The sequence below is a fragment of the Nitrosomonas sp. Nm34 genome (assembly GCF_900113925.1).
Taxonomy (GTDB): domain Bacteria; phylum Pseudomonadota; class Gammaproteobacteria; order Burkholderiales; family Nitrosomonadaceae; genus Nitrosomonas.
In genome coordinates this window covers 70,280-85,796 of sequence record NZ_FORD01000003.1, presented here as the reverse complement: position 1 = coordinate 85,796, position 15,517 = coordinate 70,280, and the positions used below count along the sequence as shown (strand labels likewise).

Annotated in this window: 19 protein-coding genes; 12 read left to right on the top strand and 7 right to left on the bottom strand. The window is 46.7% G+C overall.

The features are described 5' to 3' along the window. Positions 1–40 precede the first annotated feature (40 nt). Both BM283_RS02315 and BM283_RS02310 read left to right on the top strand, forming a co-directional pair. Positions 41–835: a thymidylate synthase gene (locus tag BM283_RS02315; protein ID WP_090688744.1), complete on the top strand. Its 795-nt coding sequence runs from the start codon at positions 41–43 to the stop codon at positions 833–835. After that, positions 832–1,335 carry a dihydrofolate reductase gene (locus BM283_RS02310; RefSeq protein WP_090688739.1) on the top strand — a complete coding sequence of 168 codons (504 nt, stop codon included), beginning with the start codon at positions 832–834 and terminating at the stop codon, positions 1,333–1,335. The genes BM283_RS02315 and BM283_RS02310 overlap by 4 nt, the downstream gene beginning before the upstream one ends. A 348-nt stretch (positions 1,336–1,683) precedes the next feature. Here the strand turns inward: BM283_RS02310 and BM283_RS02305 are convergent, their stop codons facing one another. The 4 genes from BM283_RS02305 to tmpT form a co-directional block, all read right to left on the bottom strand. Then, positions 1,684–2,895: a DGQHR domain-containing protein gene (locus tag BM283_RS02305; RefSeq protein ID WP_217646416.1), complete on the bottom strand. Its 1,212-nt coding sequence runs from the start codon at positions 2,893–2,895 to the stop codon at positions 1,684–1,686. Then, positions 2,888–3,427, bottom strand: a complete 540-nt coding sequence (locus BM283_RS02300; protein WP_090688736.1) for a hypothetical protein — start codon at positions 3,425–3,427, stop codon at positions 2,888–2,890. Before BM283_RS02300 ends, BM283_RS02305 begins: the two co-directional genes overlap by 8 nt. Before the next feature lie 369 nt (positions 3,428–3,796). Further along, entirely contained in the window at positions 3,797–4,621 is an 825-nt protein-coding gene (locus BM283_RS02295; protein WP_254776101.1) for a sulfite exporter TauE/SafE family protein, read from the bottom strand. Further along, positions 4,618–5,262 (bottom strand): thiopurine S-methyltransferase, encoded by a 645-nt coding sequence (gene tmpT / locus BM283_RS02290; protein ID WP_090688732.1) that lies wholly within the window; start codon positions 5,260–5,262, stop codon positions 4,618–4,620. The genes BM283_RS02295 and tmpT overlap by 4 nt, the downstream gene beginning before the upstream one ends. 127 nt (positions 5,263–5,389) lie before the next feature. Between tmpT and BM283_RS02285 the strand changes: the two genes are divergently transcribed. Continuing rightward, positions 5,390–5,824 carry a helix-turn-helix domain-containing protein gene (locus tag BM283_RS02285; protein WP_090688728.1) on the top strand — a complete coding sequence of 145 codons (435 nt, stop codon included), beginning with the start codon at positions 5,390–5,392 and terminating at the stop codon, positions 5,822–5,824. Between the two features lie 137 nt (positions 5,825–5,961). Here the strand turns inward: BM283_RS02285 and BM283_RS02280 are convergent, their stop codons facing one another. The 3 genes from BM283_RS02280 to BM283_RS02270 form a co-directional block, all read right to left on the bottom strand. After that, positions 5,962–6,636: a DUF4126 domain-containing protein gene (locus BM283_RS02280; protein WP_090688724.1), complete on the bottom strand. Its 675-nt coding sequence runs from the start codon at positions 6,634–6,636 to the stop codon at positions 5,962–5,964. A gap of 125 nt (positions 6,637–6,761) precedes the next feature. Next, positions 6,762–7,769 carry a glucokinase gene (locus BM283_RS02275; protein ID WP_090688719.1) on the bottom strand — a complete coding sequence of 336 codons (1,008 nt, stop codon included), beginning with the start codon at positions 7,767–7,769 and terminating at the stop codon, positions 6,762–6,764. Then, positions 7,766–8,548: a M90 family metallopeptidase gene (locus BM283_RS02270; RefSeq protein ID WP_090688716.1), complete on the bottom strand. Its 783-nt coding sequence runs from the start codon at positions 8,546–8,548 to the stop codon at positions 7,766–7,768. The genes BM283_RS02275 and BM283_RS02270 overlap by 4 nt, the downstream gene beginning before the upstream one ends. Positions 8,549–8,808: 260 nt before the next feature. Here BM283_RS02270 and BM283_RS02265 point away from each other — a divergent pair, with 260 nt between their 5' ends. The 9 genes from BM283_RS02265 to BM283_RS19215 all read left to right on the top strand — a co-directional run bounded on the left by BM283_RS02265 (position 8,809) and on the right by BM283_RS19215 (position 15,516). Further along, positions 8,809–9,303 carry an SRPBCC family protein gene (locus BM283_RS02265; protein WP_090688713.1) on the top strand — a complete coding sequence of 165 codons (495 nt, stop codon included), beginning with the start codon at positions 8,809–8,811 and terminating at the stop codon, positions 9,301–9,303. Positions 9,304–9,417: 114 nt separating this feature from the next. Further along, a complete protein-coding gene (locus BM283_RS02260) occupies positions 9,418–10,452 on the top strand; it encodes a methyltransferase (protein ID WP_090688709.1) in 1,035 nt (344 codons plus the stop codon). A gap of 331 nt (positions 10,453–10,783) precedes the next feature. After that, a complete protein-coding gene (locus BM283_RS02255) occupies positions 10,784–11,365 on the top strand; it encodes a DJ-1/PfpI family protein (RefSeq protein ID WP_090688706.1) in 582 nt (193 codons plus the stop codon). Positions 11,366–11,482: 117 nt separating this feature from the next. Next, positions 11,483–12,373, top strand: coding sequence for a hypothetical protein (locus tag BM283_RS02250; RefSeq protein WP_090688702.1), 891 nt, complete (start codon positions 11,483–11,485; stop codon positions 12,371–12,373). 3 nt (positions 12,374–12,376) lie between these two features. Further along, positions 12,377–13,417, top strand: a complete 1,041-nt coding sequence (gene rtcA / locus BM283_RS02245; RefSeq protein ID WP_090688699.1) for an RNA 3'-terminal phosphate cyclase — start codon at positions 12,377–12,379, stop codon at positions 13,415–13,417. After that, positions 13,414–13,683 (top strand): DUF504 domain-containing protein, encoded by a 270-nt coding sequence (locus BM283_RS02240; protein WP_090688696.1) that lies wholly within the window; start codon positions 13,414–13,416, stop codon positions 13,681–13,683. Before rtcA ends, BM283_RS02240 begins: the two co-directional genes overlap by 4 nt. Continuing rightward, positions 13,680–14,549, top strand: coding sequence for a M28 family peptidase (locus BM283_RS02235; protein WP_090688692.1), 870 nt, complete (start codon positions 13,680–13,682; stop codon positions 14,547–14,549). The genes BM283_RS02240 and BM283_RS02235 overlap by 4 nt, the downstream gene beginning before the upstream one ends. Positions 14,550–14,762: 213 nt before the next feature. Then, complete coding sequence (locus BM283_RS02230; protein ID WP_090688689.1) at positions 14,763–15,188, top strand: nucleotidyltransferase substrate binding protein; 426 nt, start codon at positions 14,763–14,765, stop codon at positions 15,186–15,188. Positions 15,189–15,363: 175 nt separating this feature from the next. Further along, the gene (locus BM283_RS19215) at positions 15,364–15,516 is read left to right on the top strand and encodes a hypothetical protein (protein ID WP_217646415.1); all 153 of its coding nucleotides are present in this window, start codon (positions 15,364–15,366) and stop codon (positions 15,514–15,516) included. Position 15,517: the final 1 nt, after the last annotated feature.

Sequence of the window (15,517 nt, the reverse complement as noted above, 5' to 3'; positions counted from 1 at the left end):
AGCATGGTTTTTTTATTACTGCATTATTTATTAATTTTTCATGCATCAATATCTTGAACTTATGCGGCATGTGCTCGAGCACGGTCATCAAAAATCGGATCGCACTGGTACCGGCACGCTCTCTATTTTTGGCTATCAGATGCGTTTTGATCTGGCACGGGGTTTTCCGCTGGTCACGACTAAGAAGTGTCATGTCAAATCCATTATTCACGAATTACTCTGGTTCCTGCGAGGTGACACCAACATAACCTATCTAAAAGAAAAGGGGGTCTCCATCTGGGATGAATGGGCGAATGCAGACGGTGATCTTGGTCCCATTTATGGTCATCAATGGCGCTCCTGGTCAAGCCCCGGGGGAGATTCAATTGATCAGATCTCACAGGTGGTCGAGCAAATCAGTCATACCCCTGATTCCAGGCGCATGATTGTTTCTGCCTGGAATGTGAATGATCTGGATAAAATGAAGCTGGCGCCCTGCCATGTGCTGTTTCAGTTTTATGTGGCCGATGACAAGCTCTCCTGCCAGCTTTACCAGCGCAGCGCAGATATTTTTCTCGGGGTGCCGTTTAATATTGCTTCTTATGCCTTGCTCACCCTGATGATGGCGCAAGTTTGTAAGTTAAAGCCGGGTGATTTTGTGCATTCGTTTGGCGATGCGCATCTCTACCTGAACCATCTTGAGCAGGCGCGGGAACAGTTAGGGCGTGAGCCAAGAAAGCTGCCCAACATGCGGCTCAATCCATTAGTCAAAGATATTTTTGCTTTTGATTATGACGATTTTATGCTGGATAATTACGATCCCCATCCAGCCATTAAAGCTCCGGTGGCCGTATGACAACACAGCGTTTATCCATTCTGGTAGCCATGGCCACTAATCACGTCATCGGTCGAAATAATGCGCTTCCCTGGCATCTGTCAGCCGACCTCAAACGCTTTAAAGCGCTTACCATGGGGCAAATCCTCATCATGGGGCGAAAAACCTATGAATCCATCGGCAGGCCGCTACCAGGGCGTATCAATATTATCGTCACTAGGCAGCCAGCCTTTTCAGTCGCGGGTGCGATAGTAACTGGCTCGATTGAAGAAGCATTAGCAGCCTGTTTGCCTTATCAGGATAAGGAAATCTTCATCATCGGCGGCGCAGAACTTTACCAGCAGACATTGGCGTATTGCCAGCGTATCTATCTTACTGAGATACAGCAGGATTTTGAGGGTGATACTTTTTTTCCTGAATTTGATCGGAATGAATGGTATGAATCCTCACGTGAGATCCATAGGTTAGAAGATGGAAGCAAACTGAAATACCATTTTGTGGTGCTCGAGCGAAAAACTTAGGCCTTACATTTATTCAGCATAATTTCCAATTAATTCAACTTTCAAAAAGTTGCACTTTGAATTTGAATCCACGGTTTAAATCATAGACACTTAAAAGTGGTAAGACTTGGTCCATTGAATTTGCTGAAGTGTTGTATTGTGCTTATTTTTTATTCACAACCAGAACCCAATTTTTTGGGAGCCCAGTTTTTTGGAGATTTATCTATTGTAAAACATAAGAAGTTTTAAATGTTATGAAAAAGATGACATAAAGGTGATGCAGGCCGCGAGTAGCTGTCCCGAGAGTACTATCTTGTTTATTTTTGATGAAGTGCGCAGAAGGTGCGACCATGAGTAGCAATTTATAATTTAAGACTGATCTTTAAAAAAATCCTCTTTCGATAATTGTCCTGTTAACAGTTTGTAAAATGCAGATTGACCACCACTGCCAGGAGAAAAATTACGAGTATTAAAATCTTCGTCAGCTAAACCAATGTTATGAAAAAAATTTGCAAATTCATTTTGAGATGGAATAGTTCCAATGTTGTTTCCTGCCAGTTCTAAATAAACATTATTTTTTAGAAACTTCATAAGTGCATTAAACGCATTAGATTTTGGCAATAGGTTTCCTTTTCGTTGCAACTCATTCCAAGCGGTTGGCCATTTATTTTCGACTGCTTTAAAGAAATTAAACAGTATTTTGTATATAGCTTCGTCATTTCCATCTATAAACAAATTTCTAAAAGGAAACTTTCGTAGATGATCAATATCGACTTTTTGTAATCTATGACCTTCTAAAAGCTGCCTTCTATCTTGGAAAGGATCTGGTGATAAAAATTTTACCAATGACTCAACAACAGTTGCCTGTGTAAGGGGTTCAAATTCTCTTCCCGGTGTTGCTACGCCCAGGCGCTTAATTCTCTGGTGTAATGGGCTTTCTGGATCGGCATCGAGCGCCACCGCGATGAGATGGCATGTTTTATGGGGACTACGTATTTTTGATAATTCTTCAAGGTCATAGACCAAGCTTTTGTTTACTTTAGTTTGAGCTAAATTAACTGTAGCAAAAATGTTAGCTTGTTCTGAAACATCAATCCCAACAAAAATTGAAACATTAAGTTCAAAAGTTCTGCCAATATTTAAAGAATAGTTGTCATTATCATCTAAAAATCCAGCAATTCTGTGTTGACCATCTAAAACTTTAGCTATTTTTCTAAATTCAATTGACTCTTCATTGCTTTCCTCATCCGCCTCATAAGGATAAAGAGTTAAAATCTGGTTTTCTTCGTTATATTCTGCACATTTTTCATCTACAGCTAAAATAATTGACGTTGGAAACGTAGCTTCTTTTCCTTGGATATATTCTTTTATCTGTTTGACTCTAGTTTTATTGAGAGGCCTCTGAATCCCGAGGTATTTTTCAATATCTCTTTCTTCAATCCTACGTATGTCTGCAAAAGAAATATCCACCAATTCATCTGGCTTCATTGATGCTACAAAAAAATCACCGATAGGCTGTTTAGCCTTAAGGACATTTATCTCTATTCTAGAATTTTTTTTTGACATCTTATTTTTATCCATTTGTTACTTTCTTAACAAAATCTATTTCTTGTTCACGCGCATTAGAAACAAAATCAAAGTCAGCATTGCAACTATCTGCGATTGTTAAGAACCAAAAATATAACGATAAGAAATAAATTGTCAGTGTTACTTCTTGCCAAATTTCATTAAGGCGAAATTTTGAATTATCAAATCCCCAAGCTGAAAATAGTAAGAAAATAAAGGCTGTTAAAAAGATCCAAATGATCCCTGGAAACGCTTTTTGTGTTTTTGGATATACAACTCTATCAATACATAACCAAATTACAGGTGCTAAGAATGCAGCGGTATAGATAAACAAAACTGTCACATTCAAAGTATTTAACAAAGCAATATTAAAAGATTTTTCTTCGAAAAACACTGATTCAACGATAGTAAAAATGATAGGGAGAGAAGAAAGAGTCCACACCACAATTAATTGGGATAAAGCTTTCTTTAGAACTATAAATCGAAAAGCAAAGACAGATCCAAATAGAGGGATTTGTTGGGCAATATGTAAAATTTGTTTCTTCATTTTATTTTCCACATCATGGAATAATTGCGATGTGTAAGTAAAATTACATGTATCTACACAGGAAGAGCAAGATCCGGCACCAATAATTTTTGTTTTTGCGAAGAATAGCCCTAATCGTCGTTTGGTGCAATTTATAAAATCCTCCAGTTTTTCGCTGGCTGTATATACCTGTTTTTGTAAGCAATAGTAGCTCGTGTAGGGCGTAATAGCGAAGCGTATTGCGCCGAATGTTAAACTTTGTCATGGGGCCGCAATATGGCTTCGCTTATTGCTCTCTGCGGCACTAAACGGAGTGGTCTTGACAATGTAGTCTGTAGTATAAAATCATTTTTCTTGTCACAGCTTGACCCCACTCTACCTATTTATAAGCTAGTACCAAGCAACTGACAAGAACATTTTTATACTCAGTAATAATGAGATAACCGCGAATATTTTTTTCAAATACGCTGCTGTCAAGTTGTGCGACAAACGCACGCCAACAGGAGCAGCAATAATACTGGTGATAGATATAGTGATAAATGCAGGGGTGTAAACGTAGCCAACCGTGTAAGGGATGTCCGATGTTGCAGACCAGCCACCTATCATATAGCCAGCCGCGCCCGCAATAGCAATCGGAAAGCCAATGACTGCTGAGGTGCCAATGGCTTTTTTAAACTCAGTATTTTTATAGCTCAGATAAAGAATGGTAAGCAAGCTGCCGCCCACCGCAGCCAGCGCGGAAATAGCACCGATACTCATACCAACGCTTATCAATGTATGATGTTTCATTGGTTTTTTGCTGGGCTTAGGTTGCCATCCAATAAATATTTGCACCGCCACAAGCCCCATAAACAAGGCAAAAAACAACGCCATATAAGCCATATTGACTTTGGCGGCAATATGAGTGGCCGCACAAGCACCTACAAGAATCCCCAATGTCATGCCGCCAACTATTTTCCACTCTACGGCTCCCCTCGCACTGTGTGCCCAGGTGCTTACTGCTGAGGTAATAATCATACATGTCAACGCTGTCCCTAGCGCCAAATGGACAGTGTGGCCTGTGCCAATCTCCTGGTAACCGAATAAAGGTGCCAGCAGCGGAACCAGTATTCCGCCACCACTCACACCTAATAACCCCGCCATAAAACCAACTAAGACGCCTAAGGCGGCGTATAACAGAAGCCATTCAATGCTCAGCATATGAACTGCAGTCATGGCTTGTTCCTTTGGAGAAGCCATGTAACGGTTGCTGCCTCCACTTTCCCCTTGAGGCCACCTGCGATTTGGTCTTGTGTCACCTGTTTCAGCTGATAAGTTCCGCCATAATGTTGTTTCAATTCTTCTTCCGGAACTGAAAATGGCGGGCCATCATATAAGCGTTGATCATATTCATAGGTGATCAGCAACTGCGGAGCTGCATGAGTAAGCGCTATCAGATGTGCCGCATATCGGTTGCGCATGTGCTCTGGCAGTGCTACTAAAGCCGCTCTGTCATAGATGGCATCAACTGCGCCGAGCATGCTGCTAGATAAATCAAATATGTCGCCACCCCAGATATCGATATTTGTTGAGCTGTAACGCGTCAGCGTTCCGGCTGGGGTGATTTCCGGCACTAAATCCAGCGCTGCAAACAGTTCGTTTATTGCAAACGCACTCAGCTCTGCACCAACAATTCGATAGCCCTGTGCAAGCAACCAGGCAATGTCAAGCGTTTTGCCGCACAAAGGCAGGAAGAGTCTTGCTCCCTTTGCCAGGTTCAACCTATTCAAATTCTCAACCAACGCCGGATTAACCTCGCTTTCATGAAAACCAATTTCACCCCGTTCCCATCTTTGACGCCAGTAATTTGCTTCCATATTATCTCCTTATATTTTCAATTTATTCGTTACCAGAAAACCAACTTGAATGTTGTTTTAAGTGGTGTAGTAAAGTAGGATACAAGTTCAAGTTGACTTTAAGTCAAGTGGTTTAATAGGAGTCCACGTGGACATTTCCGAGATCGCTAAGGCATCGGGGTTACCGGCCTCGACATTACGATATTACGAAGAGAAAGGGCTTATTCAGTCTTATGGCCGCAGTGGTTTGCGGCGGCTATTTCATGCTGATGTTCTGCAGAGGCTGGCACTGATTTCATTGGCCCGTAGCGCCGGGTTCTCACTTGAAGAGATTTTGGAAATGTTTACCCCTCAGGGGCCTGAAATTAATAGGGAACTGCTGTTAATAAAGGCTGACGAATTGGACAGAAAAATAAAAGAATTAACTTCTATGCGGGACAGTCTCCGGCATGCAGCGGTGTGTAGCGCCCCCAGTCATTTCGAGTGTCCAAAGTTCCTTCGCCTTCTAAAGGTTGCTGGGAAAAATCGCTTCAGGCCTTCAAATAAATTATCGAAGAATAAATTTACGGGTAAAGCACAGTAAACTTGAAGCAGGAGGCTGTTTCTACTCACTTTATATTTCATGAGTCTCACCAGACAATGCTATTTGAATGAAATGATATTTACCATGGAAGAGTGCACGAAGTGCATCCAAGAAGCACTCTCCAGATTTTGAGAACTCTATTTGCCCTCATGCTTGCTTTCAGTAAATGACGCAGCGCCATGACCAGTTTCAGTAGCGCTAGCGTTTGTCATTCCAAAGAATTTACCTATTCTGAGTAACACTCCTCTAATAAATTTCCACAATTTGGGCAATAGCCAGATAGCGAGGCCGATAAAAATAACAAGCAGGATCAGGAATAATATGGGATGGTTCAATGCAGTCCATAAGCCGCCTAACACCAACAAATCTTCGCTGATGGAGGCAGACCAGTTTGTGACCGGTTCGGGTGAGGTATTGAGCATCAAGCGGGTGCCCGTCTTGGTGGCGTGACTGGTAGCGGCGACACCACCGCCCAGAATGCCCGCGGCGATTTCCATTGCGGGAGACACATCACCCACCGTACCGGCTGCCAACATGGCGCCTGCAGGGATGCGGACAAAAGTGTGCAGGGTGTCCCAGGCGCTATCCAGACCGGGTATTTTATCGATAAAAAACTGGACCATATACATCACTGCCGCTGCCCCGATTACCAGTGGATTTTCTATCACGCTGAGTTCGGCTGGTAAGCTGATATTGTCTGTGGCGCCGCCAAGACCCAGCACCAGCATGACGGCATACAAATTAATACCGCTTGCCCACGATGCGCCCATGGTGAGCGCCAAAGTGGCCATTAATGCTTCATAACTATCCATATTGCTATATCTTTTTAATCATGTGTTTTTTTCCAAACCCAATCTGATTCTTTGTCGGTCTGCCTGCGCGTCTGTTGCCTCGAATACATTTTTCCATACCGGTTTAAAGTGACCGAATTGACTAATCAAGTACTGGTCTTTATCAATCGCTGCGCTTCGAGACCAGCGCCCAGTAAGCCCACTTGCGGGTTCATGATGACATGAACCGGGATCTCGCTCATCATTTCTGAGTACCGCCCTTTGTGGCGGAAAGCATGCATGAAATTACCCGTCAACAAGGTGTCGATGATTTTGGGTGCAATCCCGCCAGCAATATACACGCCGCCCCGACATAATCCCAACAGTGCCAGATTACCGGCGTAGGCACCATAAATTTCAACAAACAACTCCAATGCTTGCAGTGCAATCGGGTGTTGTTGCTCATAGGCCAGCTGAGTGATGATGGCGCCGCTGTCCTCCTTATATTCCTCAGCGGTGATGCCGGGAAATCTGGTTGGGTCGCTTTGCAGGAAGTTGAAGATATTGGTCAGTCCTGGTCCTGAAAGAACCCGCTCGACCGAGACATGATCAAATTTTTTCATCAGATAATCCAGTAATTCCATCTGCAAGGAGGTGGCAGGGGCAAACTCAATATGCCCTCCTTCTGTGGATAACGGAATATAACGATCGCCTTGCCAATGAAGCCAGGCAACCCCCATACCGGTACCCGCGCCTAATACTACCCGCATTGCTTGCTTCTCTGCGATTCCCCATTGCAGCGCTGCCAGATCATTCAGGGATAACTTTTCAATACCTAATGCGATCGCTTCGAAATCATTGATCAGCTTTACCTTGGGAATAGAAAATTTGACCGCAAGAGCGGATGCGTCCATCAACCATGGCAGATTGGTCAGTTTGGCTCGTTGTGACACGATTGGGCCTGCTATTCCAAAACAAGCTGATATTGGAAAGTGGCCGGCTTGATTCAGTTCCGCTTTGTCCAAAAAATCGGCGAGTATCGTGTCGAAATCAGCATAAGCTTGGCTGTCATAGCGCCGTTCGTAACATAAATCCGTTTTGTTACCGTCAGCTACTTCTGCACGCAATAGTGTCTTGGTGCCACCGATATCACCATAAATAAAATAGTTGTTCACAAGTTAACTCCCGTTGGCCACCGCATCGCTGGGTTCTGGCGATAGAAGGCAGACAATTGCTGATAGACTTGAGGAAAATATTGCTGTATTGCATATGGCTTGACAAAAAAAGCTTCACTCATGACTGCAAAGAATTCTGCCGGACTGGTCGCGGCATAAGGATCGATAACCAGCTCATCTCCTTTATCGAGCTGATTACAGCAAGCCTCAAAAGCTTGCGTAAAGGCCGCAGCCCAGGCGCGTGGATCCATATTCCTATGCAGGGGAGGGCAACCATTGGCCGTCCCATTCAACATATCCAGCTTATGTGCAAACTCATGTATTACCACATTATATCCCTGTTTATTATTGGTATTGTTGACATCTTCCCACGAAAGAATGACGGGTCCAGCAAGCCATGATTCGCCTGATGCGGCCATGTGTACAGCGTGAACGATGCCCATTTCATCGGTATATTCATAATCAAGAATGAATTCTCCTGGATAGACGATGATTTCCAGCCAGTTGCGATAATAGTCCAGATCAAGTTCCAAAATCAGCATACAGGCCTGGATCGCGATCATTACGCGCATTTCTTCGGTGACGATGAGACCCTGCGCACCATTTATTTTCTTGTCGTGCAAGAAAATGGTCGTCCATCGCCGCAACTGTAGGATTTCAGGCTGGGTCAATCCTTGCAGAAAGTGCAAGCGTGCTAGCACTTTCTGCCAGATGGCTTCAGCGATCGGTTCATGCTGGAAGATATAGTTTCGCCACCACTTTTTCAGTTTCCATATCATAAGCTATCAAGAGGTTCAGGAATAAAGTTTTAGTTATTTATACTAAGCACGAACTGGTGGTGCGAGCGAGCTGATTCAAGCAATATTTTTATACGAAGAACTTGAAACTGATCTCTGATTCGTTTAAGGTCTAGGCTCATCGTCAAGAAATTGGCTGAAAAGTTATGAACAAATCTGTTAGCGAAGCTTCATTTTAGCGGAATTTCATTCTTCGCAGATGCTGAGTCGGATATCAACCAGGCAGAAGGAACTCTTGTAACATGTTCAATTTAGGTAACATGCTCAACTTGGGCTCTACAGAGCCGATCATAGGAAGAGCTTCCACTTTAGTGGAATGTTCGACGAAAGATCTATTCAAATATCTGGGTGAGGATCTGTTCCAGAATTATCCAAAATGGTCGCCGGAAGTTCAAGAGCTTGAGCAGCTCACGCCCGGTCCAGTACAACTGGGTACGCTTGGGCGGCAAGTGCGTCTTGATATGGGGCGCCGCAGCGAATCACGCTTCAAAATTTTTACTTTTGAACCGGGTGTACGCTTGGTATTGGCCGGTGTGTCTGATCCCTTTCGCTGTACCTATGAATTGCAGGATATGAATCCTGAGGGATCTACTAAGCTGACGTTTTCTTTTGAGTTGCTGGAATTGTTAGTTGTCATGCGGCCTTTCGAGGGATTAGTTCGTTCTGCTATAAAAGATGGGGCTGAACGTACCGTTCAGAATATCAAGCGCCTGGTAGAGGCAGAAAAATCAATGTAAAGTTCTGCAACCTGAGCAGTATAGAAGCACAACGATTGGTTAATTATTGATAAAAAATACATCCTGACGTTTGGCCCGTTCTGTCAGTCACTTGTAGTCATAAAAGGAGAATTCATGGCGCGAGATAATTTTTCCAGTATCCAGGTACCGCAGGTGGATGACCGTCCACTCTGGGATGTGATCTTTGCGATTTATGGTTATCCAGCCTTGTTACTGGCGCATCGGTTGAAAATTTTTCCTTTATTAGCTCAAAATTCCCATACTTTGCCGGAAATTTGTACGGCACTGGACGTAGCGCCGCGTCCGGCCGAAGCAATATTGACGACGGCGACTGCATTAGGCTTCTTATCCTTACAAGAGGGGCGCTATTCGCTGACCCCGGTTAGTAAGGAATATCTGCTCGAAGACAGTCCTAATTACTTCGGATTTTTTTGGGATCTGATGATCGACAATTACCAAGTATCTACCTATGCGGGTCTGGAGAAAGCTGCCCTTACCGATTCTGCCCAGGCATACGGAGGGGGCGATATTTTCAAATCTCATGAGGAGCAGATTGAATTGCTTCGACGCTTCACCTGCGGCATGCACAGTATCAGCATGACGCCAGCGCTCGTTTGGCCACAAGTCATGGATTTATCCCAGCACCGGATGATGCTGGATATTGGAGGAGGTTCTGGCGCGCATTCGATTGGTGCAGCCTTGCGTTGGCCAGACTTACAGGCACATATCCTGGATTTTTCCCAAGTGTGTGAGATTGCGCAGGACTATATTACCCGGTACAAGCTGCAGGATCGCGTTAAAACGTGTGAGATCAATATCTGGCGCGATCATTGGCCTGCTGCCGATCTGCACTTTTTCTCCAATATGTTTCACGATTGGTTGCCAGAAAAATGTCACTTTTTGATGGCGAAAAGTTTCAATCGTCTGGAATCGGGCGGACGGATCGTTATTCATGAGATGCTCTATAATGATGAAAAAACTGGTCCTTTCGCTGCCGCAGCATTCAGTATGATAATGCTGGGTTGGACTGAGGGCAAGCAATATTCCGGTCAGGAATTGTCAGCGATGCTGAGGGAAATCGGATTTGAGCAAATTCAAATTCAGAAAGCTTTTGGCTATTATAGTATCGTGAGTGGCCGTAAACCTTAAGTCTCGTCGTTAATTTCAACAAGAGAGCTGAGCATCAGTCCGGCTGCTGGAGACACTCTCTTATCTTTATGATCAGCCAGTGATTCCATTTCTAAATAAAATATGACGTGAAGACGAGCCGCAGACCGTACCCATGAAACGGAAGGCGAAGTCGACAAAGTCAGCTTTAATTTAGAAATGGATTTTACCGTGATGTGCTATAACTGCTCGCAATTTCTCAGCATTAGCCAGCTTGGATCGACTATCGGTCGATCCATTACCGCACCCCATTCGCTACAATAGCTGCCAGAGAGGCAACTTGTAAAACACAATAAAAAGAAAGGAGTTCATGATGAGTGCAAAAAAAATCTTGATGCTGGTAGGCGATTATGTGGAAGACTATGAGGTCATGGTGCCATTCCAAGCGCTGTTGATGGTGGGGCATACCGTCCATGCGGTCTGCCCTAAAAAGAAAGCAGGCGAGACTGTGCGCACGGCCATACATGACTTTGAGGGAGATCAAACCTATAGCGAAAAACCAGGCCACAACTTTACGCTGAATGCCACTTTCACCAAGGTTAAGGCAGAAGATTATGATGCGCTGGTCATTCCTGGCGGGCGCGCGCCTGAGTATATTCGTCTGAATGAAAAAGTCATCAAAATCGTGCAACATTTTTCAGAAGCGAATAAACCTATTGCCGCCATTTGCCATGGCGCGCAACTGCTGGTGGCGGCCGGAGTCATCGAGGGTAAGGCATGTTCTGCTTATCCGGCGGTAGCACCGGATGTCACACGTGCAGGTGGAACGTATAGGGATATTCCGATGGATCAGGCCCATGTCGATGGCAAGCTGATTACTGCCCCGGGTTGGCCGGCACATCCTGATTGGCTCGCCAAATTCCTGCAAGTGCTGGGAACAAAAATTAAACCTTAGGATGCGTACTTATTCTGGATGGCACTTGATGTAAAAAGAGAGGTCGAACAGGAAGATAACCAAAAAATTACACCGCTCAGCGAATACTTTTCCTAAAGAGGTACGGAGGGAAGACTCATGGCGAAGCTTAACATTGCGGTCATCGGCTTTGGGCGAGTAGGACGTGCTTGTGCAATGGCATTACGTAATATCGATTATCTGGCATTGGCTGGGGTGGTTCGACGTCCAGTTTCACCAATGAAATTGCCCGATCCACTTGGCAAGATTCTGGTAGTTACGCACATCCGTGACTTGAAGCGTGTTGATGTCGCCTTGATCTGTGTGCCTGCAGAGATCGTCCTTGGCGTAGCACGCGAATTGCTCCAGGCAGAAATACCGATCGTTGAGAATGCGGTGCTGGAAGGGCCTTCACTTGAGACGCATTATGATGCCATCGGCAATGCGGCGCGCCATCATCATACGTGCGCTATTGTTGGGGCAGGATGGAATCCGGGCATGCTGCCTTTGTTCGAGCGCGCGTTTACCACCTTAATTCCTGATGGCCGCACCAAGCGCACCAGCCGACCAAGTGCGAGCCTACATCATACCGAAATGGTAGAAAACATCGAAGGTATAAAAGGTGCACTTGCCACCGAGATGCGTGACGGGCAGGGGCAACTGACCCGCTATGTCTATGTTGAGTTCGCAAAGAACGTAAAGGACGCAAAGAATGTAGAGGACTCAGACAGGAGGTTGCTCGATAAAGTTGAGGCTGCTCTCGCTGCTGATCCGCTCTTCGTCGGTGAGCAGACACGGGTGTTCGAAGTGGAAAGCATTGCCGCCCTGGAGGAGGAAGGCCGCGGTATCCTGCTCGAACGTATCGGTACTGAGCGAACAGGTGCGCATGCCACGTTGCTGCTGGAGGGACGGTTTGACGTTGCGACATTTGTCGCACGGGTGATGCTCGATGCCGCTCAACGTATTCCGAGCCTCAAGCCAGGCGCGCACCGCTATTCTCTCTGGGGGTAGCTTATGCTTGAGATTGATGGCAGTTATGGCGAAGGCGGTGGTCAGCTCCTGCGGTTTGCCGTCGCATTGTCTGCCATTACTGGTATCGATGTGCGTATCATGAATATTCGTGCACGACGCGACAAACCCGGCCTTGCTGCACAGCACCTTGCCGGGGTGCACGCCGTAGGCAAGCTCTGCGGTGCGAGCATCGAAGGCCTCACCTTGCGATCAGACCAAATTGTTTTCGAGCCGGCAATGCTTCGGGGTGGCGATTATCGCTTTGATGTGGGCACGGCAGGCAGCATTACGCTGGTGCTGCAAGCCTTGCTGCCGGTCATGCTGGCGATCCACCTGCCTTGCAAGGTGCATATCACCGGCGGTACTGACGTGCGGCAGGCACCCGCTGCGGATTACTTGCGCGCAGTGCTTATCCCGCTGATCAAACGACTCGGTGCACAGGTGACCATGCGCGTGCTGCGCCGCGGCTACTATCCACAAGGTGGTGGCCAGATCGAGCTCGCAGTAAAGCCGGCAATGCTCTCATCCGCAGTGTTCGATGCGTCTGGATATAGCAAGACCATCTGCGGGCTTGCGCACGTGACTAATCTTCCTGAGCATATTGCGCTACGAATGAAGCAGGCGGTACTTAACCGGCTTGGCACATACGGTGCGCACGCGAGGATCGAGACGCAGGTTTTGGGTCGTGAAGCAGCTTTTGGTGCAGGGGGCGCCGTCACCTGCTGGCTCGAGAGTGAGCATACTGTGCGGGGTGCAGCGCGGGTCGCAGAGCGGGGCGTCACTGCGGAGACGTTGGGTGAGGCTGTGGGGGAAGAGCTTGCTACAGATATTTCCGCGGGTACTGCGCTCGATATCCACGCAGCTGATCAAATACTTGTTTATCTCGCGCTTATAGGTAGTGGCTCATTCAGCACGCGCCATGTCTCACTGCATGCGCGTACCGCGATGTGGCTGATAGAACAGTTTCTGCCGGTAACGTTCGAGGTAACTGAATCGCCGGATCTGGCATACATTACTGTGAAATTACGTAGAGAATTATTATGATCCCGATTCACGAGCTGCTCGCGCGCATCCGCTGGGATCCGGAATTCGGGAAGGGAAAATTTGAGCTTGCCTATGAGGATAAAATCGAGCACCAGCACAAGCGTGTACCACTCGAGCGAATAATCATCGAGCCAGGTCAGCACTTTGCCTTCGAAGCGGAAGAGGAAGATGGCACATTACATACTGTCCCGTTTCATCGGGTGCGAAAAGTTTGGCGAGATGGGATGATTATCTGGAAACGACATCCAGGAGGTAAAACAAAATGAAACCACTACTTGAACAGCGGTTGCAGCTGCATGTTGAAAAGCTTGCGAGTGAGATCGGCGAGCGCAACGTGTGGCGGCCGAAAGCGTTGTACGCTGCTGCCGACTATATTCATGATACCTGGAGCCAGTTAGGCTATGAAGTTCACGCTCAGGGCTATGATGCAGGCGGCGTATGGAGCGAGAATCTCGAGATCGAGATATACGGCAGGGAGCAGGCCGGTGAGATTGTGCTCGCTGGCGCACACTATGATACCGTGTCGGGCAGCCCGGGCGCAGATGATAACGCTTCCGGCGTGGCCGCGCTACTCGAGATCGCACGATTTCTTGTCGGAGTCAAACCTGAGCGCACACTGCGGCTAGTGGCGTTTGTGAATGAAGAATCGCCATTCTTCTATATCGGTGAAATGGGAAGCAAGATTTATGCGCAGGCTGCACGTGAGCGACATGATAATATCCGTCTCATGCTCTCGCTCGAGATGCTCGGCTGCTACAGCGAAGAGCCAGGCAGCCAGAGCTATCCTCCCTTACTGCGCTGGCTCTATCCTGATCGTGGCAATTTCATCGGCTTCGTGTCCAACCTCAATTCACGCCATGCGCTCAAACAATTCGCGGCGGCGTTCGCTGCCAGCTCAGATTTTCCGTACGAGACGCTTGCCAGCCCCACTATTGTGCCGGGCGTTTCCTGGAGTGATCAGATTTCGTTCTGGCGGCAAGGTTATCAGGCAGTGATGGTCACCGATACAGCATTCTATCGCTACCCGCACTATCATCGGGCCGGTGATACCCCTGGAGAGCTCAACTATGCCGAGATGGCGCGCGTAGTCGAAGGACTAACCGGTGCACTGACAGTGCTGGTAAAAGCATAATGATGACTTTGAAGTAATAATAGTGGCAGCTAACATTCGCATTAATCCTGTTATGTTGACGTGATTCCATTTCTAAATCAAAAATGACGCGAAGGCGAGCCACGGACAGGATCAATCATACGGCAAGGTGAAGCCGATAAAGTCAGTTTTAATTTAGAAAAGGAATGGCATACCATAAAAATGACTAAAGTTACTGAAGGATATTGAACGCCGCTGAACGTTGACCCCTTCCTGCGTACCATCACTACGCTTGAGCAGGCGTTGATTGCGCTGCAACGTCTCGACAATGACGACATACTTTATGATCTCTACCGCAATGCAGCGATCAAGAGTCTGGAATTGTCGCTTGAAGCGATCGGCAAGTTGTTGCGTGAGACACTCAAATCCTATAGCGGTAACCCACGTGCCGTGGACGGGTTAGTGTTTAACGATGTGCTGCGTATGGCAGGAAGGCATGGGCTTCTCGATATGGATGGCGTCGAGCGCTGGCTCGCATACCGCGCTAACCGCAATACTGCTGCGCACGACTATGGGGAGGGTTTTGCCAATCAGACTCTTAAACTGCTGCCACAATTTATTAACGATGCGAGAGAGTTGGCTGATACCCTGAAGCATCTTCCCAATGAGCAAGTGGATTGAGCTGGCAGATCGTCATACGGCACAACTGGAGCGCTCGCTGGCAATACATGTGCCCGAAGCCGAAGTCTGGGTTTTTGGCAGTTGAACCCATGGTTCGGCACATGAAGGCAGTGATCTGGATCTCGTATTGCGTAATCCCAACGTTCTGACGACTGAAGTGGCTGGTTGAGGTGATTTGATTGAAGCATTACAAGAAAGCAGTTTGCCGATACTGATAGAAGTCCATGACTGGGCGCATTTGCCAGTAGCCTTCCGGGATGAGGTCAAACGGGATTATGGGGTATTACAACGTGAGTTCAGGATAAGAAAAGCAGCAAAAGGGACCTGAA